This window comes from Desulfopila inferna (assembly GCF_016919005.1).
In the GTDB taxonomy this organism is placed as follows: domain Bacteria; phylum Desulfobacterota; class Desulfobulbia; order Desulfobulbales; family Desulfocapsaceae; genus Desulfopila_A; species Desulfopila_A inferna.
Map to the genome: position 1 here is coordinate 767,637 of NZ_JAFFQE010000002.1, position 20,217 is coordinate 787,853.

General features: G+C 48.8%; 17 protein-coding genes. 15 read left to right on the forward strand and 2 right to left on the reverse strand.

Features of this window, described 5'->3' with window-relative positions; all coding sequences use genetic code 11:
• Positions 1-54: 54 nt before the first annotated feature.
• The 15 genes from JWG88_RS07390 to lpxB all read left to right on the forward strand — a co-directional run bounded on the left by JWG88_RS07390 (position 55) and on the right by lpxB (position 16,644).
• Positions 55-573 (forward strand): hypothetical protein, encoded by a 519-nt coding sequence (locus tag JWG88_RS07390; protein ID WP_205233060.1) that lies wholly within the window; start codon positions 55-57, stop codon positions 571-573.
• Positions 574-1,073: 500 nt separating this feature from the next.
• Positions 1,074-3,212 (forward strand): marine proteobacterial sortase target protein, encoded by a 2,139-nt coding sequence (locus JWG88_RS07395; protein WP_205233061.1) that lies wholly within the window; start codon positions 1,074-1,076, stop codon positions 3,210-3,212.
• A complete protein-coding gene (locus tag JWG88_RS07400; protein WP_205233062.1) occupies positions 3,209-3,826 on the forward strand; it encodes a class GN sortase in 618 nt (205 codons plus the stop codon). The genes JWG88_RS07395 and JWG88_RS07400 overlap by 4 nt, the downstream gene beginning before the upstream one ends.
• 476 nt (positions 3,827-4,302) lie before the next feature.
• Entirely contained in the window at positions 4,303-6,429 is a 2,127-nt protein-coding gene (locus tag JWG88_RS07405) for a Tex family protein (protein WP_205233063.1), read from the forward strand.
• A gap of 108 nt (positions 6,430-6,537) precedes the next feature.
• Positions 6,538-7,206 (forward strand): YrbL family protein, encoded by a 669-nt coding sequence (locus tag JWG88_RS07410; RefSeq protein ID WP_205233064.1) that lies wholly within the window; start codon positions 6,538-6,540, stop codon positions 7,204-7,206.
• Between the two features lie 131 nt (positions 7,207-7,337).
• Complete coding sequence (locus JWG88_RS07415; protein WP_205233065.1) at positions 7,338-8,156, forward strand: sirohydrochlorin cobaltochelatase; 819 nt, start codon at positions 7,338-7,340, stop codon at positions 8,154-8,156.
• A 354-nt stretch (positions 8,157-8,510) separates the two neighbouring features.
• Positions 8,511-9,674 (forward strand): glycosyltransferase family 2 protein, encoded by a 1,164-nt coding sequence (locus JWG88_RS07420; protein ID WP_205233066.1) that lies wholly within the window; start codon positions 8,511-8,513, stop codon positions 9,672-9,674.
• Positions 9,675-9,934: 260 nt separating this feature from the next.
• A complete protein-coding gene (hpt, locus tag JWG88_RS07425) occupies positions 9,935-10,468 on the forward strand; it encodes a hypoxanthine phosphoribosyltransferase (RefSeq protein ID WP_205233067.1) in 534 nt (177 codons plus the stop codon).
• Positions 10,469-10,474: 6 nt separating this feature from the next.
• Positions 10,475-11,020 carry a hypothetical protein gene (locus tag JWG88_RS07430; protein WP_205233068.1) on the forward strand — a complete coding sequence of 182 codons (546 nt, stop codon included), beginning with the start codon at positions 10,475-10,477 and terminating at the stop codon, positions 11,018-11,020.
• Positions 11,021-11,438: 418 nt separating this feature from the next.
• Positions 11,439-11,597, forward strand: a complete 159-nt coding sequence (locus JWG88_RS07435; RefSeq protein WP_205233069.1) for a hypothetical protein — start codon at positions 11,439-11,441, stop codon at positions 11,595-11,597.
• Between the two features lie 123 nt (positions 11,598-11,720).
• Positions 11,721-12,311 (forward strand): acyltransferase, encoded by a 591-nt coding sequence (locus tag JWG88_RS07440; protein ID WP_205233070.1) that lies wholly within the window; start codon positions 11,721-11,723, stop codon positions 12,309-12,311.
• 8 nt (positions 12,312-12,319) lie between these two features.
• The gene (locus tag JWG88_RS07445; protein ID WP_205233071.1) at positions 12,320-13,489 is read left to right on the forward strand and encodes a DegT/DnrJ/EryC1/StrS family aminotransferase; all 1,170 of its coding nucleotides are present in this window, start codon (positions 12,320-12,322) and stop codon (positions 13,487-13,489) included.
• Between the two features lie 143 nt (positions 13,490-13,632).
• Positions 13,633-14,442, forward strand: a complete 810-nt coding sequence (locus JWG88_RS07450; protein WP_240194311.1) for an LpxI family protein — start codon at positions 13,633-13,635, stop codon at positions 14,440-14,442.
• 59 nt (positions 14,443-14,501) lie between these two features.
• Positions 14,502-15,482 carry a Gfo/Idh/MocA family protein gene (locus tag JWG88_RS07455; protein WP_205233072.1) on the forward strand — a complete coding sequence of 327 codons (981 nt, stop codon included), beginning with the start codon at positions 14,502-14,504 and terminating at the stop codon, positions 15,480-15,482.
• A gap of 16 nt (positions 15,483-15,498) precedes the next feature.
• Positions 15,499-16,644, forward strand: coding sequence for a lipid-A-disaccharide synthase (gene lpxB, locus JWG88_RS07460; RefSeq protein WP_205233073.1), 1,146 nt, complete (start codon positions 15,499-15,501; stop codon positions 16,642-16,644).
• Between the two features lie 52 nt (positions 16,645-16,696).
• Here the strand turns inward: lpxB and JWG88_RS07465 are convergent, their stop codons facing one another.
• Together JWG88_RS07465 and JWG88_RS07470 are read right to left on the reverse strand one after the other, a co-directional pair.
• Positions 16,697-18,328: an alginate O-acetyltransferase AlgX-related protein gene (locus JWG88_RS07465; protein ID WP_205233074.1), complete on the reverse strand. Its 1,632-nt coding sequence runs from the start codon at positions 18,326-18,328 to the stop codon at positions 16,697-16,699.
• Positions 18,329-18,444: 116 nt separating this feature from the next.
• On the reverse strand, positions 18,445-19,851 hold the full coding sequence (locus JWG88_RS07470) for an MBOAT family O-acyltransferase (RefSeq protein ID WP_205233075.1): 1,407 nt from the start codon (positions 19,849-19,851) through the stop codon (positions 18,445-18,447).
• Between the last annotated feature and the right edge of the window lie 366 nt (positions 19,852-20,217).

A 20,217-nucleotide genomic window follows, 5' to 3' on the forward strand; every position in this document is an offset into this window, starting at 1 on the left:
TGCCGTAAGCCATATGGCTAATGGTGAGTCATTTCCAACAAAAGGAGAAATATTATGGAGCAGACAACAATGAAATCCCCGTCAGCAACTCATGGCAGAGAATCCGAATCCACAGGTATTATTCCCTCATCTGCAGAGCGCGTTCCCAGGCATACCCGACATACTGTTCAGGAGCGTATTCGAAAATGTACGGTGAATAATATCGCTCAATCCATTACATCCCCGGAACAGATTGACTCCCGTCTGAAAAAACTGGACAGGGAATGGGATACTGAACGCACATTAGAGCTCAACGCCTCCATACTTGCCTTCAGCGGTGTCCTGCTCGGCAAGCTTGTTGACCGGAGATGGTTCTATCTTTCTTTGGGAGTAACGGGCTTTCTTGCCCAGCACGCCCTGCAGGGCTGGTGTCCGCCGTTGCCGGTGCTACGGCGACTCGGGGTAAGAACACGCAAGGAAATCGAACAGGAACGCAACGCCCTCAAAATGATACGCGGGGATTTCGAACAGAAGCCGGAATATGGAGACTCTTTTCGCCAGGCTGAAGAGCTGTTGAAAATCCAGGAAAAGTGAATACTGGAGTTACAGCATAATCCTGTCTTATGGTTCTCGGCGGGGTTATGTTCATCCCTGGCCCGACAGCACCCGCTCCCATTGATTATTTGCAGACGAAGGCTATTCAAACCGATGAACCTTTTGTCATTTGCGAACCTACGCCCTTTTTGACCGTATCCCCTTGTGTTTTTCAATTTTTCCAATAAAGGCTACTGCCGCTCTTTCATTGTCCTGATTGAAAGGAAAATCCCACAGGATAGGAACCGGCTTTAGATTGAGAGCAACCTCCGACGCTTTGCCGCCCATGTCGGTCAGGTTTCTGTGATTTCCAGTGACAGAATTCCGGCATGGTCATCTTTCGTCATAATTGCTGCGGACATTGTCATTTTTTCTTCAGCGCTCTGTCACACTGAAGGTTTTTAATGTGAAGGTACGGTAAACAGCTGCCTTTTTTCACGGCGGCGTTTTTAACGATCAGAAGTTTACATTTACTACCATCACAGGATAAGGGACGGAGCATGAAAAATAGAGCAGACATTTATCACGGCAAGAATGATCCTGTGAAAACCGGCGATCCGGGTAATCTCCTCATCGTAATCTATATCATGATCATTGCCTTCTTCCTCCTGCTCGGCAGTTTTTCCCAGGCTTCGGCAGAAACCGGAACTACCGGGGAAGAGGCCGACCTCAATGATGTGCGGCGCGGCGAATTGTTCATTGCTGCTGAACAACATGACGAAACAGCAATATTTTCGAAGGCGCCGGTTCTTGAATACGAGGTGAAGATTTCCATCAGCGGTATGGTGGCCAATGCTTTTGTACGGCAGCGCTTCATAAATGACAGCGATCAGTGGCGGCAAGCGGTGTATGTTTTTCCGTTGCCGGACGAAAGTGCAGTGCAGCATATGCGCATGATTGTCGGAGATAGGGTAATTGTCGGCAAAATAGAAGAGAAGCGGGAAGCTCGCAGGATCTATGAGAAAGCCAGAAGCGAGGGGAAGAAGACATCTCTGCTCGCCCAGAAACGGCCGAATGTTTTTTCCATGGCTGTTGCCAACATCCCTCCCAATGGTGTGGTCGAGGTCGAAATCGAATTTCTCGATGCAGTGCATTTCGATAATGATGTTTTTTCCTATCGATTTCCCCTTGTTGTCGGTCCACGGTATATTCCCGGGAAACCGCTGGCCAATAGTCAACAGAACATTTCATTTGATGGTGGCGGCTGGTCCGCCGACAGCAATGAGGTTGGGGATGCTTCCGAAATAACTCCTCCTGTCGCCGTACCTTCCGAACCCGCCGTCAACCCGGTAGAGCTCTCCCTCTCCCTGGCACCCGGATTTCCGCTGCGCGGCCTGACCAGCCTCTATCATGGTACCAGGACGAAAATACTCGACGACGGCACCTACAGCATGTCCTTTGACGGCAGGGTTTATGCAGATCGTGATTTTGTCATAGAATACAGGGCGGATGCAGGCTCGGAGATTTCAGCTTCACTGTTCACCGAATCTGTCTCCGATGACAATTATGGTTATCTGATGATTACGCCGCCCTCGGTAATTCTGGAAAACCCTCTGCCCCGCGAGGTGATGTTTGTCCTTGATATTTCCGGTTCCATGGCCGGGAGTTCAATCCGACAGGCCAAGAGGGCTTTGCAATTGGCAATTTCCCGGCTTCGCCGGCTGGACCGCTTCAATGTCGTGGTTTTTAACGATTCGGCCAGGACTTTCTATCCTGAACCGTTGAGGGCAACTGCGGAGAACAGATCAAGGGCGCTGGGACAGCTCGCCGGACTCGAGGCTTCGGGAGGTACCGAGATTGCCTCAGCTCTTAAGCTGGCCCTCGACGGCAGAGACGATCACGGCCGCATCCGGCAGGTTATTTTTCTGACTGATGGAGCGGTCGCCAATGAAGAAACACTTTTTGCGTATATTACCAGGCGATTGGGCGATTCCCGGCTGTTCACAGTTGGAATCGGCTCCGCGCCCAACTCCTATTTCATGACACGTGCCGCCGCTGTTGGGCGGGGCAGTTATTCCTTCATCGGCAACGTCGATGAGGTTGGCGAGAAGATGACCACTCTGTTTAAGAAACTGGAAAATCCCGTGATCACAGGAATAAAACTGGAATCCGTAGCTGGCGGCGAAATGGAAGTATATCCCCAACCTCTCCCCGATCTCTACAGCGGAGAACCCCTTCGTCTACTGCTGAAAACGTCGCAAGCCCTTGGTCCCTTGCGCTTGAGTGGCACTCAGCTTGGCAAGCCATGGGATATCAATATTTCCGGGAGGGGCGAGATGCGTCCGGGAATAGCCGCTCTGTGGGCCAGAAAAAAGATTCGCGGCCTGATTGATACCCTCCATCATGGCGCCGATGAAAATACGGTACGCCGGGAGGTGATCGATATCGCCGTGAAGCATCACCTGGTCAGCCGCTATACCAGCCTGGTTGCGGTCGAAGAAGAAGTTTCCCGTCCGCGGGACAGGGATCTGGAATCCTCCACTATGAAAACCAATCTGCCCCAGGGCTGGCAGTATACCAAGGTCTTCGGCGGTGTGGCAAATACGGCGACCCGTTCTTCCCTGGCTATCATGCTGGGAATTATCGTGCTGGCTATCGGCACCCTCGTGATTCAGCTTTCCAGAAGGAGATATTCATGAAAATGAAAAGATGGATAGGCAGACGGACAGGCCTGGCCCTGATTCTCCTGGCCGCTCTCTTTATCGGCGACGGCCTCTATATAAAAGCCAAGGCGATAGTCGCTCAACATTTGCTGCAGCAAGCCTGGCAGCAGACAATATCCGGGAAAAATCCCGTCAAGCCGTGGCCGTGGGCGGATACCTGGCCCGTGGCACGGCTGCGGGTCGAACGGCTCGGTATCGACTGCATAGTTCTGGAGGGTGAAAGCGGTGAGGTACTGGCCTTTGGTCCGGGTCATCTTTCTCAAAGCGCCAAGCCGGCAACCGAGGGAAACTGCGCCCTGGTGGGCCATCGGGATACCTCATTCGGTTTCCTCAATAAACTTGAAAAGGGGGATGTCCTTTTGCTGCAGAATATCGACGATGCGGAACGCCGCTATCAGGTAGTATCCACAGTAATCAAAAACCAGCAGGATCTCTTTGTTGAAGAGACCGTTACCCCGTGGCTCACGCTGATCACCTGCTATCCCTTTGATGCCCTGCAAGGCGGGAGCGAACAGCGGTTCGTGGTTTTTGCCAGGGAGATACGTTCTCAGCGGGCGGATATCGCGGTGCATCTCGGCAATGGAGGGTAAAGTATCAAAGTAAAACTGATTATTCCTGAAACCCTGCATTTTCCGGCCCAGGTCGGAACTGCTCTTTTCATCGGGACGCTATAAACCCATCCATGGGGGCTTCGCTGCAGCCGTCCGGGCTGCAGAGACCCGAGAAAAGAGCAGTCCCAACCTTGCGCTGAGGATAGGGTAATCAGGAAATTATAATGCAATTCCAATTCGGGACAGGCCACTGGCTCGTCTCGTTGTCTCTTCAAATAAACTGCTTCTCCTCTCCTTCCTCAGTTTTTTAAACTGTTCATTTCGCCCCGTAGAATGATAACCACTGCCAATGTATTGTTTATAAGGTATGATGGATTGTTCAGGATTCGTGGAAGTTTAAAAAGCGGCTCTTCCGGAGTTAGGGTACTTTTGCTTCACCGCCATTCTGATGATTGAGCTCCTGAACAAAAGGGCGCTTCAGTCTATTGAACCAAAAAAGTAAAGAAAGAAACAAAATGAAGATCACCGCAAAAGAAACACAAACCATTTCGGCCGAACTGGGGATCGCTGAGCGGAGTGTGGCCAACACCATATCATTGCTGGAAGAGGGCGGCACCGTTCCTTTTATAGCGAGATACCGCAAGGAGATGACCTCATCACTGGATGAGGTGCAGATTACCGCGATCAGGGACAGCCTGTCGCATCATCGGGAACTGGTCAGGCGCAAGTCGGCAATTCTCACGTCCCTTGCCGAACGAGACCTGCTCCAGGACGATCTCCGCCGAAAAATCGATGCCGCCGAGACCCTCACCCACCTTGAGGATATCTATCTACCCTACAGACCAAAAAGAAGGACCCGAGCGATGGCTGCCCGGGAAAAAGGACTGGAGCCCCTGGCGCAGTTGATCCTGAGTGGAGGTCCATATCAGGAAAAGGCCGCGGACTTTCTCTCGGAGGAACATGAAATAATCAACGTCGAAGATGCTCTGGCCGGTGCCCGCGATATTGTCGCCGAAGGAGTCAGTGAGAGTATCGACGTGCGTCGGCGCCTGCGTAGTCTTTTTGCAAAAGAGGCGGTAATCTCTTCCAGCGTAGTGGAGAAAAAACGGGAAGAGGCTGTCAAATTCAGGGATTATTTCGACTGGCAGGAGCCTGTCGCCAAGGCAGCGGGGCATAGGTTGCTTGCCCTCTTCCGCGGTGAAACCCAAAAATATCTCAAGCTGTCCATCCGTCCTGCCGCCGAGAAGGCGTTGGAGGTGATCAGCTCGTTATATTTAGGCCACCGCAGGGAAAATGGACAGCTTCTTCAGGCACTGGAGGAGAGCTATTCCCGGCTGCTGGCGCCATCGCTGGAAAATGAACTGCGCAAGACTCTGAAGGAACGGGCGGATGCCGAGGCGATCGAGGTTTTTTCCAGAAATCTGGAAGAGCTGCTGCTTGCCCCACCCCTTGGACAGAAAAGGGTGATGGCCCTGGATCCGGGATTCAGAACGGGGGCAAAGCTGGTTTGCCTTGATGAACAGGGGGCGCTGCTGCATCGTGAGACCATTTATCCGACCCACGGCGGCAAAAACAGCGAACAGGCGGCAGCCGTCATCAGAAAACTGACCGACAGGCATGCAATCGAAGCAATAGCGATCGGCAACGGTACCGCCGGTCGGGAGACCGAGACCTTTGTGCGCTCCCTCAATCTTCAGGATTCGCTTCTTATCACTCTTGTCAACGAGGACGGTGCCTCGATTTATTCGGCTTCGGAAACAGCCCGAAAGGAATTTCCGGATGAAGATATTACCGTACGCGGTGCTGTTTCCATCGGCAGGAGGCTACAGGATCCGTTGGCGGAGCTGGTAAAAATTGATCCGAAATCCATAGGCGTCGGACAGTATCAGCATGATGTCAACCAGACCGATCTGAAGAAAAGCCTGGAGGAAGTTGTGATTCGCTGTGTCAACCGCGTCGGAGTGGAGGTCAACAGCGCCAGCGGTGAGCTGCTCAGTTATATTGCCGGGTTGGGAACGACTCTTGCCGCCAATATTGTGGCCTACCGTAATGACAATGGAATTTTCCGCAGTCGCAGAGATCTGCTCAAGGTGAAAAGGCTTGGCGCCAAAGCCTACGAGCAGTGTGCCGGATTTCTCCGCGTCCGTAACTCGGCAAATCCTCTGGATAACAGCGGTGTCCATCCGGAACGATATGCTCTGGTGCAGACAATGGCCAGGGATCTTGGAGTCGAGGTTAAGGATCTTCTACTTTCGGAGTCAACCAGAAGCCGCATTCGGCTGCATGACTACAGCGGCGACGGCGTCGGCATGGAGACGCTGAATGATATTATGGAGGAACTTGCCAGGCCGGGAAGGGACCCGCGGCAAAAATTCGTGCAGTTCCGCTTCGATGACAGCGTTCACGCCATGGAAGATCTGCAGGTCGGCATGATACTGCCGGCGATTATCACCAATGTCACTAAATTTGGGGCATTCGCCGATATCGGCATAAAACAGGATGGCCTGATTCATATCAGCCGCATGGCGGACCGCTTCATCAAAGATCCCTCGGAAGTGGTGAGTATCAGGCAGCAGGTCAGGGTAAAAGTTGTTGAAGTTGATATCCAGAGAAAGCGGATCGGCCTTTCGCTGCTACTCTGATGGATTCCCGCGGCCGTCGTATTTTCTTGAATTTTGAAAGAAAGTACGGTTTCTTCTATGATATACACCTTATTTCCGTATGTAATTTTTATATTCCAGACTCTTTTAATGCCTATTTTTAAAAATAAAGACAACTTTGCCCATAAGAATACTCTTAATCATCGTGATATCCTCCATCTTTCGGATGAATTGGTCATCAACAGAGGAAGCGAAAGAACCTGCTATCGACATCCGAAAGACACCAAACTGGTGATAAAGGTTCCGATCAGCACCGCAGGAAAGAAAGCCGAGGCTAATCACAATGAACTGAAGGGTTATCGGATATTGCGGGAAGAAGGAATTGATCTGTCATTTGTCAGCCACTGTTATGGTTTTGTCAATACAGATCAGGGGCAGGGACTTGTTTGCGATTGTATCCGAGATGATGATGGCGCTATATCAAAAACCATTTGGGATACGGTCGTCTTCCAGGACGATTGTGATGTAGGGCATATTCTCGAAATAACAGAAACATTCTGTGATTTCCTGATCTCCAACCGGATATGGATTTTTGATCTTAATCTAAAAAATATTGTCCTCAAACAGCTTACCGACGGTACCTGCAAACCCTATATTATTGACGTGAAGGGGAGATATGTAAATTACGAATTGATCCCCTTTTCCAGGTATATTCCGTATCTTTCCCTACAGAAGCTGAGGCGGAGAAGTTCACAGCTTCTGCAGAGGATAACCGAGTATCATCGAAGAAGGGAAGAACTGCAAATGATGGAAGGATGAAGGCAGGCCTAGGAAATTCGCTTTGGCTGGGAATGCTTTACCATGATCTAAGGACCGCTTTCGATTCTTGAAATTGCGGATTGTGAAACAAATACTATATACTCAAGCAGTCATCTGGTGATCCTGAAAAAATGATAGCGCAGCACATAACCGATAAGCCTGCCCTGATATTAGCTGCATTCGGCAGCAGTCGTCGGGGAAAGGCTATTTTTGACCTGTTCCACGAAAAGGTGGCCGAGCGCTATAGAAACTACTCGATTTACTGGGGCTACACCTCTCGGATAATTTGCCGGAAAACCGGAAAGCCAAGCCTTCATCAGACCCTTGTTGAGGTGAAATCTGCCGGCTTCCGCCAAGCCATCATTCTGCCTCTGCAAATCTTTCCCGGGGCGGAATATCAGAATATATCTGCTGCGGCAGTTAATTTTCCCGATCTGGAAGTTGTTGTCGGGGAAACCCTGATGCACAGGTGGAAATTCGTCAAAGAGGTTCTGAGTGTCGTTGAAAAAGATTTTGCAGGTTCAGATCAAGCGCTGAATCTTCTTGCCCTTCACGGTTCGCCCCTGGCCGGAGATCCCGCCAACGGTGTCTGTCTCGGCCTCGAAAAACTTGTAACCGACCGTTATGATCATGTTATGGTAGCGTCTCTTGAAGGAGTTCCGGACCACGAGGCGGTTTTCCGCAAAATGAAACGATCGATGCTGGTTGAAAAATACCAGCGGATCCGCATACTCCCCCTGCTGTTCATCGCCGGACTTCATGTCGAAGATGACTTAATGGGGGAGGGACCAAGCTGGAAAGTCAGCCTAGAAAATATGGGTTTTGATGTCGAATGCCCGGTTGTCGAGTTTGGTGGTGAACGTTTTTATAAAAGCCTGGCTTGCTATCCTGAAGTTCTCGAATTTTTCCTGCAAAGACTAGAGCGCAGCCTGACTCTGCTTCGCAGCTAAATATGATTTCATGAGCCTGGCAGGTTTATGGGACGAGGCATCACGGGGAAAGCTGTAGTAATCTACCGCGAGCTCGTGATAACGCTGTACCTGAGCCTGCCAGGTTGAACAGAGCGAATCATTCTTTCTTCCCTTCTTCTCAATGACTACACTATCTCTATGGCGTCGTTAAGAGTCTGATCTTTTTTCTATGATCTATGCGATCGTTAATGATTCACTCATCGGGAGACTACGGACCAGCAGAGCTGGATCAGTGCCTGGGCAGTAAAGGCCCATTACTGAATTAAATACATTATCGTTTTCTGGTCTTAAGTGACGACTTTCAGAAGTAAGGCATAAACAGGAGCAGCATATATGGAAATTGTTTTTCTCTCTGCCGCCCTGATGATTTTTCTCATTACCTGCCTTTCGGCAGCCGATCTTTTTTTCGGTATACGCGGCATGAGAAGGTTGAGCGAGGTCGATCCGTTGAAAGATCGGGAACAGCCGCTGGTTTCCGTTATAATACCGGCCTGCAATGAGGAAGAGCATATTGAGCAGACCATCCGGGCCCAGCTGCGTCAGGATTATCCACATCTGCAAATAATAGCCATAAATGACAGATCAAGCGATGCAACAGGTGCCATCCTTGAGAAACTCGGTAAAAAATATGAAGCACTGGAGATCCTGCACATTGACGATCTGCCGCAGGGCTGGATGGGAAAATCCCATGCTCTGCAGCTTGGAGCGGAGGCGGCGAACGGTCATTATCTACTCTTTACCGATGGTGACATTTTGATGGACAGTACGACTATTGCCCGGGCCGTCGAACATATGGAAAACGAAGATCTCGATCATATTGCCTTAGTCTTTCGAAATATCTCTCCCGGCTGGCTGCTCAACAGCTTGATTCTCGACTCCAGTGCGTCTCTTCTGCAGCTTTTCAGACCGTGGCGGGCACGGAAAAAAAACTCGAAAAACTTTATCGGCGTTGGCGCCTTCAATATGGTGCGGAAGCAGGTATATCATGCCGTCGGCGGTCATAAAGCTATTCGTATGCATCCCATAGATGATATTATGCTCGGCAAGAACATCAAACGCGACGGATACCATCAGGAAGGCCTTCTTGGCATGGATCTGGTGACGGTACCCTGGTACTCCGATATAAGGGCAATGGTGAACGGCCTGATGAAAAATGCCATGGCCACCATTAACTACCGTTATTTCATGTTGATCCCGCTACTCTTTGGCATGGTTATGCTCACTATCGTGCCCTTTTGGGCAACGATGTTCCTCGATGGCTATAGCAGATTGTTTTTTGTCGGTGCAATACTCGTGAGGATAACGGCATTCTATTACGGCACACGTCTGCTGGAAATCTCGCCCTGGTGCGCCCCTGGGACTATTATTACTCCGTACCTTTCCGTTTACATTGTTCTTCGGGCGGCATGGTATAATTATCGGGATAGAGGGATTATCTGGAGGGGAACCCACTATTCTCTTGCCGAACTGAAAAAGAACGAGCCGCTGTGGCCTTGACCAAGAAACCAATTCAGCTGGATTCATGCTACGCTTGAAGATATTGCACAGGCCTTTTTGCAGATGACGCCATCTGTCTTTGACTGAGTTTAATTGGTGATTATCATCTGGTAATCATTGACAGAGGTTGAACTCTGCTATTCCGGCTGATTTTCATCGGAAATCATATTATTATGAAAAATATTGTTTCAGGAGACAAGCGTTTGAAAGTGATGTTCTGTTGGCCGAAATTCATAATACTTTAAAATAAAGAGGATATCATGCCGGATACCGGAGTCACAAAAATACTTATTCGAGAAGAAGAGATAGCAAAAATCGTGGCCGGACTTGGAGAGGAGATCACCCAGCATTACCGGGAGAGCGGCGGAGAACTGATGGTGGTCGGGCTGCTGCGTGGTTCCGTAGTCTTTATGGCCGATTTGATACGAAAGATTCATTACCCACTGGTGCTCGATTTTATGGCTGTTTCAAGCTATGGCGACGGCACTGTCAGCAGCGGTGATGTGAAAATTGTGATGGATCTTGATGAATCTGTCGAAGGCAAGCATGTGCTACTTGTTGAAGATATAATAGATACCGGCACCACCTTTCAGAAGGTTATTCGCATGATGAAGAATAGAAATCCCAAATCACTGAAAGTTTGCACCTTTCTCAATAAACCGTCGCGCCGGAAATTCGATGTTCCGATCGACTTCTGCGGCAAGGACATTCCGGATGAATTCGTCTGCGGTTATGGACTCGATTTTGCTCAGAAATATAGAAACCTGCCATATGTGGGTGTCCTGGGTGAGTAACTTTCTATGGGAATAAAAGCGACATTCTTCAGCTCCGACCATCTCTTGTTGATGGTGTGTCTGTTCCTTTTTTTTGCAATATTTGTGATAGATGCGTCAATCCCTCTGGGTATTGCGGGAGGAGTGCCGTATATCCTGGTTGTTCTTATTTCATTGTGGTCGCCCAGAAAAAAAATGCCGGTGTATATGGCAACCACCGGTTCCTTGTTGACTATAATCGGTTTTTTTATATCTCCGGTCGGTGGTGAGCTTTGGCAGGTTGTCGCTAATCGTTTCCTGGCCATATTTGCAATCTGGACGGCGACCATCCTGAGCATGCAGAGGAAACGATTGTATGAAGAGAAAGAGAAAGCACTCGAAGAAATAAAAATTTTGAGTGGTCTGCTTCCTATCTGCGCATCGTGTAAGAACATCAAGGATGATCAAGGGCAATGGAAGCAGATGGAATCATATATACGTGATCATTCCGAAGCTGAATTTACTCATGGGATATGTCCGGATTGTGCAAAAAAACTGTATCCGGATATTGAATTGTATGCAAATAAAGAATGATTTCGGCAATATCAATAACTATTGATGAAATCAAGAATCTAACTCGGTTGTAAACTAGCCCAGCCCAGCTGGGACGGGATAACAATTCAGGAAAACTCCGCGCTGTCATTCCAGACGGCCATGTCCTCAGCTGGTTATTGCCGGCGACCATCAATTGCGCTCAAACGTTACCTTGAGAATATCAGCGGTCCTCGTTCCGCCCCTTCCGCACCGGTGGAAATTATCTGGAAAAAGCGGCGAAGATACGATAGGCTGAAAGGAAATGCAGCTCTTGCATCGATCCTAATGTTATTCCGTCTGTGATCACCCGGTAAAAACCATGAATGCGGAAACAGACGTTTGACGATGGCCGGCAAGTCGAACGAAGGCGTTTATAAAATTGCCTTAAATAGTTAAATTCTTCATAATGGAGGTTAAAATGGCTAACTGTTGCGATATGAAGGAAGGCGATTTGTTTGTCTGCAATGTTTGCGGCCTTGAGCTGAAAGTGTCCAAGCCTTGTAGTTGTAAGGAAGGTGAGGAGGAGGCCTGCAATGTTCCTCTGCAGTGCTGCAATCAGGATATGGTGAAGAAGTAAAGAAAAACGCTTTTATGCCCGCTAAGGGGAAGTGCGGTGATACTGCAGTTCCCCTTTTGTCTGCTGGGAGTTCTGACCGTTCTCTCCTGATTTCATTGAATTTTCCTCCGATGAAAAGAATCCATGAGCTTTTTCAGTCATAAGACTGCGATTATCGATAAAGATTGTGTGATCGGCAATGGTACCAGGATATGGCACTGGACCCATATCAGCAGTGGTGCGCGGATCGGCAATAATTGCTCTCTTGGGCAAAATGTTTTTGTCAGCGGAAAGGCCAGGATAGGCAATAACGTCAGAATTCAAAATAACGTCTCAATTTATGACTGCGTAATTATTGGAGATGATGTATTCTGTGGCCCAAGTATGGTTTTTACCAATATTATTAATCCCCGCGCCGAAATTTCACGCAGAGATCAATATATGTCCACAATTGTTAAACAAGGTGCGACTCTTGGTGCGAACTGCACGATCGTCTGCGGCAACAGCATTGGGGAATATGCCTTCATTGGAGCCGGTTCCGTCGTTACCGGGGGTGTTCCGCCATTTGCTCTGATGGCCGGAAATCCGGCAAAACACATAGGATGGATGAGTAGATTTGGAGAACGGTTATCTCTGCCGCTATCCGGACAAGGCCGGGACTCATGTCCACATACGGGTGACGTTTATATTCTTGAGAAGAACAGCTGTTCGATTCTCAATACAAGCAACAAATAAATGAAAACATGCAATTTGTCGATCTTCAGGCGCAGTTCGAAGTTTTGGAACAGGGAATCCGTACCGGTATAGACTCTGTGCTCCGGCATGGTAAATTTATCATGGGCCCTGAGGTTTACGAGCTTGAACAACGTCTGGCTGGTTATGTCGGGGTCAAGTACGCGATATCCTGTTCCAGTGGCACCGACGCTTTGTTAATGGCGTTAATGGCAGAGAATATTGGACCCGGAGATGCGGTTTTTACCACTCCTTTTACCTTTGTGTCTACAGCGGAAGTTATTTCTCTGCTTGGTGCTACCCCGATATTTGTTGATATCGATCCCGAAACCTTCAATATTGATCATCACAAGCTTCTCCTGGCAATAGAGGCTATGAAGAAGATTGATCCTGCCATTCATCCTCTCCCCAAAGTTCCCTGCGGGATTTCCGCCCTGAAGCCACGGGCGGTAATTCCCGTTGACATTTTCGGTTTACCCGCGGATTATGAACCTCTCCTGGAAATAGCCGGAAGAGAGGGACTTTTTGTTCTGGAGGACGCGGCCCAGAGCTTTGGCGGCGCCTACAAAGGACGCCGGGCGGGAGGACTCGGGCATGCAGGGGCAACCAGCTTTTTTCCGGCAAAACCTCTGGGGTGTTACGGCGACGGAGGTGCGGTCTTCACCGATGATGAAGTATATGCCGAGAAGCTTCAATCAATACGAAATCATGGACAGGGTTCAGAGAAATACGACAATATCCGTATTGGTCTCAATGGCAGGCTCGACACACTGCAGGCCGCGATTTTACTGGAGAAGCTCAAGGTTTTCCCTGATGAGCTCGCCTCCAGGCAGAAAATCGCCGCTAAATATACTCAACTTCTTTCCCGGCATAAGCCCGGGGTTACGGTTCAACATATTCCGGATGACTGTTCATCTGCCTGGGCACAATATTCGATACTGTCCGACTCCAGGGATAGTATTCATAATGCTCTGAAAAAAGCAGGCATTCCTTCGATGATTTATTACCCTAAAGGACTACATCAGCAGACGGCCTACAGTGGCCTGGGGTTTGCGGCAGATGATTTTCCCGTAACCGAAAAAATATGCGAGAGGATATTAAGCTTGCCGATACACCCCTATCTCTCTGATGAACATGTTGAAAGAATTTGTTATATCCTGAATGAAGCAATGAGCAGTTGAGATGATGGAGTCCATCTCGGCTGCTTCGATGGCTTCCCACGAGATTATCATAATTATGACAAATTTGAAATCATACAATGCGCAGCAGTGTGCAACTGAAATCAAGCGAACATGACAACTGAATGATGACTGGAAAAATAGGTATGATTGCGGGCAATGGCCAGTTTCCCCTGCTGTTCGCTAAGGCCGCGCATCTCAAGGGGCTGCAGGTATGCGCCATCGGTTATCAGGGTGAAACGGATCCGCTGCTGGCTGAGCATGTCCCCGTTCTGGAATGGTGTTATCTGGGCCAGATCAAACGAATCATCAAATTTTTTAAAAAACATGATATTTCCCATGCGGTAATGATCGGCGGGGTCGCCAAAGCGCGACTGCTAACCCACTTCCGTCCGGATACAAAGGCCATCGCCTTGCTGGCGCGCATGCGTCATACTCATGATGATGCCATACTGAGGGCGTTCGCCGATCTGCTGGAGAAGGAAGGTATCCGCATTGAATCCTCGACCTTTCTGCTTCCCGAACTGGTTGCCCCGCCCGGCATCTGGACCTCTCGAAAACCATCACGTTCCGAGCGTGAAGATATGCGTATCGGTTGGAAGATTGCCAAGGAAATAGGGCGACTGGATATAGGTCAATGTGTAGTTGTTGCCGGCGGCAGTGTGGTGGCGGTCGAGGCCATCGAGGGAACTGATGCCACTATTACCCGGGGAGGCTCTCTGGGAAAAGGACAGGCAGTTGTGGTCAAGGTTTGCAAACCTACTCAGGATACCCGTTTCGATATTCCTGCAATTGGTTTGGGTACTATCAAAACGATGCAACAGGTCGATGTTAAAGCATTGGCCGTTGAAGCAGGCAAGGCCGTGGTTTTCGATCGTGAGACCATGGTTGAGCATGCCAACCGGTATGGGATGACCATTGCCGGTTTTAATGAAGAAGACCTTCAAGGGACGTGACTGGCTGAAGAATAATTCCAAGGGCCTCCAGCCAGACAACCGGATACGATGAGCTTGCCATGACCAAAAAGGAAAAAAAAGGGAGGGCACGTCTTCGGGTTGGTGTTGTCGGAGTCGGATATCTGGGAAAATTCCATGCAGAAAAATATTGCCGTCATCCCGAGGTTGACCTGATAGGTATTGCGGATACCGATCGCCTGCAGGCTGACAGGATTGCAGAGCAATGGAACATTCCCGCCTATTATGATCACAGGGAACTGATCGGCAAAGTCGATGCCGTGAGTATCGCAGTGCCGACGGAGTCTCATTATTCGATCAGCCGCGACTTTATCAATAATCGTGTGGATGTCTTAATCGAGAAACCGATTACCACAACCATCGGACAGGCCGATGACTTAATCAGCCTGGCGGAAAAGAAAGGAAGCCTTATCCAGGTCGGACAGCTGGAACGCTTCAATCCGGCGGTGGTTGCTTTGCAGGGGACCGTTCATAAACCTCTTTTTATTGAATCGCACCGTCTGAGCATGTTCAAGGCTCGCAGCCTCGATGTCAGCGTAGTGCTTGACCTGATGATTCATGACATCGATCTCATCTTAAATTTCGTGGGCTCCGGCATCAAAACCATACATGCTGCCGGAATCCCGGTGATCACTGATACCGTGGACATAGCCAATGCCCGCCTGGAGTTTGACAGTGGCTGCATCGCCAATGTAACCGCCAGCCGCATTTCCATGAAAAATGAACGCAAAATCAGGCTCTTTCAGAATGATGCATACATTTCCGTGAATTTCGCCGACCGCAATATTACCATAATCCGTCAGAATGGAATCAAAAGCGAGGGAATTATTCCCGGCATGACCGTCGATCAGCGCAGCTTTTCAAATGCCGACGCTCTTAATGACGAAATCTGCTCGTTTATCAAAGCCGTTGCCGCCAGGAAGATACCGGAGGTCACCGGCAGGATGGGAAGAGATGCCTTGGAGATCGCACTCAGCGTAATGGATCAAATTCAGCAGACCAGCGAACGGCTGGCACGATAGCGGCAGCACCTTTTTTATGAAACTAAAATCGATAGTCATGGTGGCGGGTGAGGCATCAGGTGATCTTCATGGAGCTCATCTGATCAAGGCCCTGCGTGAGCAGCACAACTCCCTGTATGTCTGCGGAATGGGTGGTAGATCCATGCGTGCGGTTGGAGCAAATATCCTGATTGATGCCGATCGCCTGGCTGTTGTCGGCATAACGGAAGTGCTTGCCAAGGCCTCCGAGGTTTTCAAGGCCATGAGCCGGCTCAAAAAGCTGCTTTTCGGCCTCCGGCCTGATCTGCTGGTTTTGGTCGATTACCCTGAATTCAATCTTCATCTGGCTTCCACTGCGAAAAAGCTCGGCATCCCTGTGCTGTATTATATAAGCCCGCAATTATGGGCATGGCGGTCCGGCCGGGTCAAAAAGATAAAGAAGAGAGTGGATCATATGGCAGTGATCCTGCCATTTGAAGAAGACTTTTACCGGCAGCACAACGTCCCGGTATCTTTCGTCGGTCATCCCCTGATGGATTCCGGGACAGGCGGAGTACCGCTGCGCCTGCCGTCATTGCCTGATGCTCAGGCCCCGCTTATCGGGCTCCTGCCGGGCTCACGGCCCGGCGAAGTCGGCAGTCTTCTCCCGACAATGCTTGAAGCCGCTCAGCTCCTGCAAGACAGGATGGATAAGGTCCGCTTTGTGATCTCCTCAGCTCCGTCCATCGACGAAACACTGATTCCCTCCCTTCTGAACAAATGTTCACTACGACATGTCGAAATCAGCAGTGAACCGGTAAGCGAGCTGTTTCCCAGATGCGATCTGGCGATCGTGGCCTCGGGCACAGTAACATTGGAGGCCGCTATCTGCGGAACTCCCATCATTATTACCTATGTGGTTTCTCCGTTGAGCTACCGGCTGGGCCGGGCGCTGATTCGTGTGGAACATATCGGTCTGGTCAACCTGATCGCCGAAAAGTGTATTGTGCCCGAACTGGTGCAACAGCAGGTTACTGCAGAGGCAATCAGTGATTCTGCCCATGCGATACTTTCCAATCCGGATAAGTACCAGGAGGTTTGCCGGGAATTAGCTGTTGTCAGGGAAAGGTTGGGGGAGCGGGGAGCCTCGCGGAAGGTCGCCGCAATCGCCTGTACTCTGATGGGATGCGACCATAGCAGGTAGTGCCGCAGGAGATCTGATGTACGACCCTACCCTTGTTATTTAAGAGAGTGTACTATCTGAGATCTATCCAATCTATTTCTTTTATTTCCAGCCCCTGAATGCTGTATTTTCCTGATTTCTTACCTGGATCGAATCGAAGATCACCAGCTAAATCCATTGAAAAAAGAGGCAGGAAAACAGTATTCTCACCTTTGGCGAGCCGGGTTGTCACCGAGTGCTCCTGGGAGAACTGGTTCTCTTTGCCGATGACGCTGTAGAAGATCTCCAATTCGGTATCATGATCGCTGACAATTATGGTCTTGACCAGATACAGTCTGTCTTTTACAAAGACTGTTTTGGGTAGATAGAGTATCGGATCATCATTGATAGCTTCCAGCAGCAATGCCATATCCTTCTCATTGTAGCTGAGTGTGACATTGTCGCTCCGACCAGCCTTTCCTGTCTCCTTCAGGTCAAGTTCAAAAACGGTATTTTTCCACTTCGGCCAGTGTTTTTCCCAGAATTCACTATAGCTTTCATTTTCGGTCTCGGGAGTGAAAGGCAAATGCCGCTCGGCTCGTTCTTCGATGATGATATCGGGTTTTTTGATGGAAATTTGCTCCTCAACCTTGGATTTGCTCATTTCCTCCCAATAGTAGACGGTCCGGTGGAAGTAATCGGTAAAGTAGGGTTTCAAGGGCGGGAAGAAGGAGTCGTAAAAAATGACGGCATTGAGTATTCCTTTTTCACATACTGTCACATGCTGTCTTTGCAGATAATCCGATTTTTTTTCAGAAGTACATAATCCCTTCTCCAGGACAGGGCCATATGCCTCTTTCTCCTTTCCTCCCATAATAAGAGTGATGTCGCCGGCGAAAGCGGACATGGCAAAATCATCAAAAGGACGTTTGGCAGGGTGTATCTTTCCCGGAAATAATTCCTCAATCTTACGTGCAATTTCAAATTGGGCTATATCTGCCCCTGCGCCATTCCAGTGGCTGTCTTTTTTGTAATAGAGGGCTGCATCCTCTTTCTGGTCCTTCCAGTATTTCGATGCTTCATTCTTAGCCTGCTGCAGAGTATTTCTGAGGTCGACAAAGTGGACATCGGTATATCTTCTCAGGGCGTCGTCCAGCTGGTCCAGGGAAGAGATATCGCCTTCCTTTTTAATGTAATCCGGCAGATATTCAGAGTAGACCGTATGTTTATTGGGCGCGAAGAAAAACAGATATTCTATGCCCCGGCTTTTCAACCAGTCGGCGCGGGCGGCGAAGAGCAGCGTTGATCGAAGAAGTTCGTTTTCGCTGTAGAGATCAATGTTTCTGTAATCGGAAAAGGGATCGCCGTCCCATTTACGGTTAAGAAAAAACCATCCTTCTTTCCCTTTTACAGTGTTTTTGGTGCCAACATTACCGGAAGTGCTTGAAATATCGTGATCACCCACCAGTTTTTTGGCCTGTTTGTAACTCTTAATAAAGATATCACGTAAGCCAAACTGATCGTTATAGTACTTTTCAAACTGAGGTATGAAGCTTGACAGTTCTTCGAGCCGTTCTGGAAACTCAGGCAGCTGTTGCAGCTTACGCTTCTCTGTGTAGGATATACCCTGATCCTGCTGCAGAAAGGCACCGACAAAGGGTATAAAAATTGCCAGCATAAATATGACCACTATAATAACGGCAAAACTGGTATTGCTGTGACGCATTAGTGCGGTACTCCTAAAAGTCTGTCAAAAACAGGAAAGCGAAAACACTTAAAAATCAAATAGCTCAAATGTACCTCAGGAAACGTATCCGGCCCGGTTGACTTAGTTCAGCTCTATTAAAAACGAAAATAGAGAAATGGATTATAGGTTCCTGATGATATTTTCATAAAGGAGCCATAAAGAAGTAGGGACATCAGCGACAGCCTGATGACAAAACCCTGCACCCCTTCTTCCAACCTTGCTTTGATCATTTGAAAGATGGGCATGGATAGAACACAACCGGCCAGACCAGCCATGAGAGTTTCTCCTGATAAGTACAATTGAACAGGATACAAATCATTGGTCCAGCCCTGAAATCCTGAAAGCGCCTGCAAAAGCGAGAGGGCCTGGGCTAAGGACTCGGATCTGAAGAATACCCAGCCGATGGTAACCACCAGAAGGAGGTAAAAGTGCTGGAAATATGCAGGCAGTTTATAGAGAACCCGTCCAAAGCTTCCCCGCTCCAGTATTATAAATGCTCCATGCCAGCCACCCCAAATGATGAAATTCCAGCTTGCCCCATGCCAGAGACCACAGAGGAGAAAGACCGTTATCAGATTAAAAGCGATGCGTGGAGCCGCAACCCTGCTTCCGCCAAGAGGTATGTAGAGATAATCTCTCAACCATGCCGTCAGGGACATATGCCATCTTCTCCAAAAATCCCGTATACTTCTGGCAATGTATGGATAATTGAAATTTTCGGGGAAGGTAAAACCAAGCATCAATCCCAAACCTATGGCCATATCCGAATACCCTGAAAAGTCAAAATAAATCTGCAGACTATAGGCAATAATGGCAAGCCAGGCAGGAAATGCTGTGAGCTGGTCTGCCGGCAGTGCAAACAGGGCATCGGCCATTTCGCCGAGAGGGTTTGCTATCAGCAGTTTTTTAGCCAGGCCGTAGACAAACCGAAGAACCCCCTTTTCCATCTGCACAAAAGTAATTGTGCGGCGGACCAGCTGCCGTGCAACTGTACCATAGCGGACAATCGGACCGGCAATAAGCTGTGGAAACATAGAGATATAGAGGCCAAGGGTGAGCAGATTCTTCTGGCATTTGCTCTCGCCTCTATATACATCAACCAGGTATGATATGGCCTGAAATGTGAAAAATGATATTCCTAGAGGGAGGTGGACCGGGTCCGGCTGGAGCGCAGACAGCCCGATAACCGAAAAAAGTACATTTATGTTTTCAATAATGAAATTGGAATATTTGAAATACCCAAGGAGCAAAAGATTACCGGTTACTCCAAAAACCAGAGCTATCTTCTTATTTCCATGGCCTCTGTCGATCAATCTTCCCAGAAAGTAATTCCAGACAATAGAGGCGATCATCAGAAGCGTATAGGCGAGTTCTCCCCAGGCGTAAAATAGTAGACTGGCAAAAAGCAGCAGTATGTTTTTTAGGCGGAAAGGTACTGCGTAATAGCAGAGAAGAATGCAGGGCAGAAAACCAAAGAGAAAAACAGTTGAACTGAAAATCATAATAGTAACAAATCTATGTAGACATTATTTTAATTCTTTTTGTATTTGCCTTAAAATATACCAGTTCCCAACCGGAGTTGCGAATATTTCCTATGAAATGTCTTCCATGAGAGGTTGGTTTTTCAGCCCCGTCTTGATATGGTCAAAATAAAAATAAACCTTCAAAAATGAGGTTCTGCCGGCGATGGATGAAAGTGATTTCCTGCACTACTTCAACCGGCCCTGCAAGGGCTACCGGAAAGTGTATTGTCACCTTAAGAGGTTTGTGGTTTTTTCAATCAATGCTCAGGCTAATGGTTGTACATCTCTTTAGCATTGGGTACAACAGAGAATTATTCGGTATCCCCGCCTGTTCATAAACGACAC

What these genes read in the sequence shown, in the direction of transcription:
- JWG88_RS07445 (WP_205233071.1), top strand. Translation starts at nt 12,320, where the DNA reads ATGCAATTTGTCGATCTTCAGGCGCAGTTCGAAGTTTTGGAACAGGGA.
- JWG88_RS07410 (WP_205233064.1), top strand. Translation starts at nt 6,538, where the DNA reads ATGCCTATTTTTAAAAATAAAGACAACTTTGCCCATAAGAATACTCTT.
- lpxB (WP_205233073.1), top strand. Translation starts at nt 15,499, where the DNA reads ATGAAACTAAAATCGATAGTCATGGTGGCGGGTGAGGCATCAGGTGAT.
- JWG88_RS07435 (WP_205233069.1), top strand. Translation starts at nt 11,439, where the DNA reads ATGGCTAACTGTTGCGATATGAAGGAAGGCGATTTGTTTGTCTGCAAT.
- JWG88_RS07465 (WP_205233074.1), bottom strand. Translation starts at nt 18,328, where the DNA reads ATGCGTCACAGCAATACCAGTTTTGCCGTTATTATAGTGGTCATATTT.
- JWG88_RS07470 (WP_205233075.1), bottom strand. Translation starts at nt 19,851, where the DNA reads ATGATTTTCAGTTCAACTGTTTTTCTCTTTGGTTTTCTGCCCTGCATT.
- JWG88_RS07400 (WP_205233062.1), top strand. Translation starts at nt 3,209, where the DNA reads ATGAAAATGAAAAGATGGATAGGCAGACGGACAGGCCTGGCCCTGATT.
- JWG88_RS07430 (WP_205233068.1), top strand. Translation starts at nt 10,475, where the DNA reads ATGGGAATAAAAGCGACATTCTTCAGCTCCGACCATCTCTTGTTGATG.
- JWG88_RS07455 (WP_205233072.1), top strand. Translation starts at nt 14,502, where the DNA reads ATGACCAAAAAGGAAAAAAAAGGGAGGGCACGTCTTCGGGTTGGTGTT.
- JWG88_RS07440 (WP_205233070.1), top strand. Translation starts at nt 11,721, where the DNA reads ATGAGCTTTTTCAGTCATAAGACTGCGATTATCGATAAAGATTGTGTG.
- hpt (WP_205233067.1), top strand. Translation starts at nt 9,935, where the DNA reads ATGCCGGATACCGGAGTCACAAAAATACTTATTCGAGAAGAAGAGATA.
- JWG88_RS07405 (WP_205233063.1), top strand. Translation starts at nt 4,303, where the DNA reads ATGAAGATCACCGCAAAAGAAACACAAACCATTTCGGCCGAACTGGGG.
- JWG88_RS07415 (WP_205233065.1), top strand. Translation starts at nt 7,338, where the DNA reads ATGATAGCGCAGCACATAACCGATAAGCCTGCCCTGATATTAGCTGCA.
- JWG88_RS07390 (WP_205233060.1), top strand. Translation starts at nt 55, where the DNA reads ATGGAGCAGACAACAATGAAATCCCCGTCAGCAACTCATGGCAGAGAA.
- JWG88_RS07395 (WP_205233061.1), top strand. Translation starts at nt 1,074, where the DNA reads ATGAAAAATAGAGCAGACATTTATCACGGCAAGAATGATCCTGTGAAA.
- JWG88_RS07450 (WP_240194311.1), top strand. Translation starts at nt 13,633, where the DNA reads ATGATTGCGGGCAATGGCCAGTTTCCCCTGCTGTTCGCTAAGGCCGCG.
- JWG88_RS07420 (WP_205233066.1), top strand. Translation starts at nt 8,511, where the DNA reads ATGGAAATTGTTTTTCTCTCTGCCGCCCTGATGATTTTTCTCATTACC.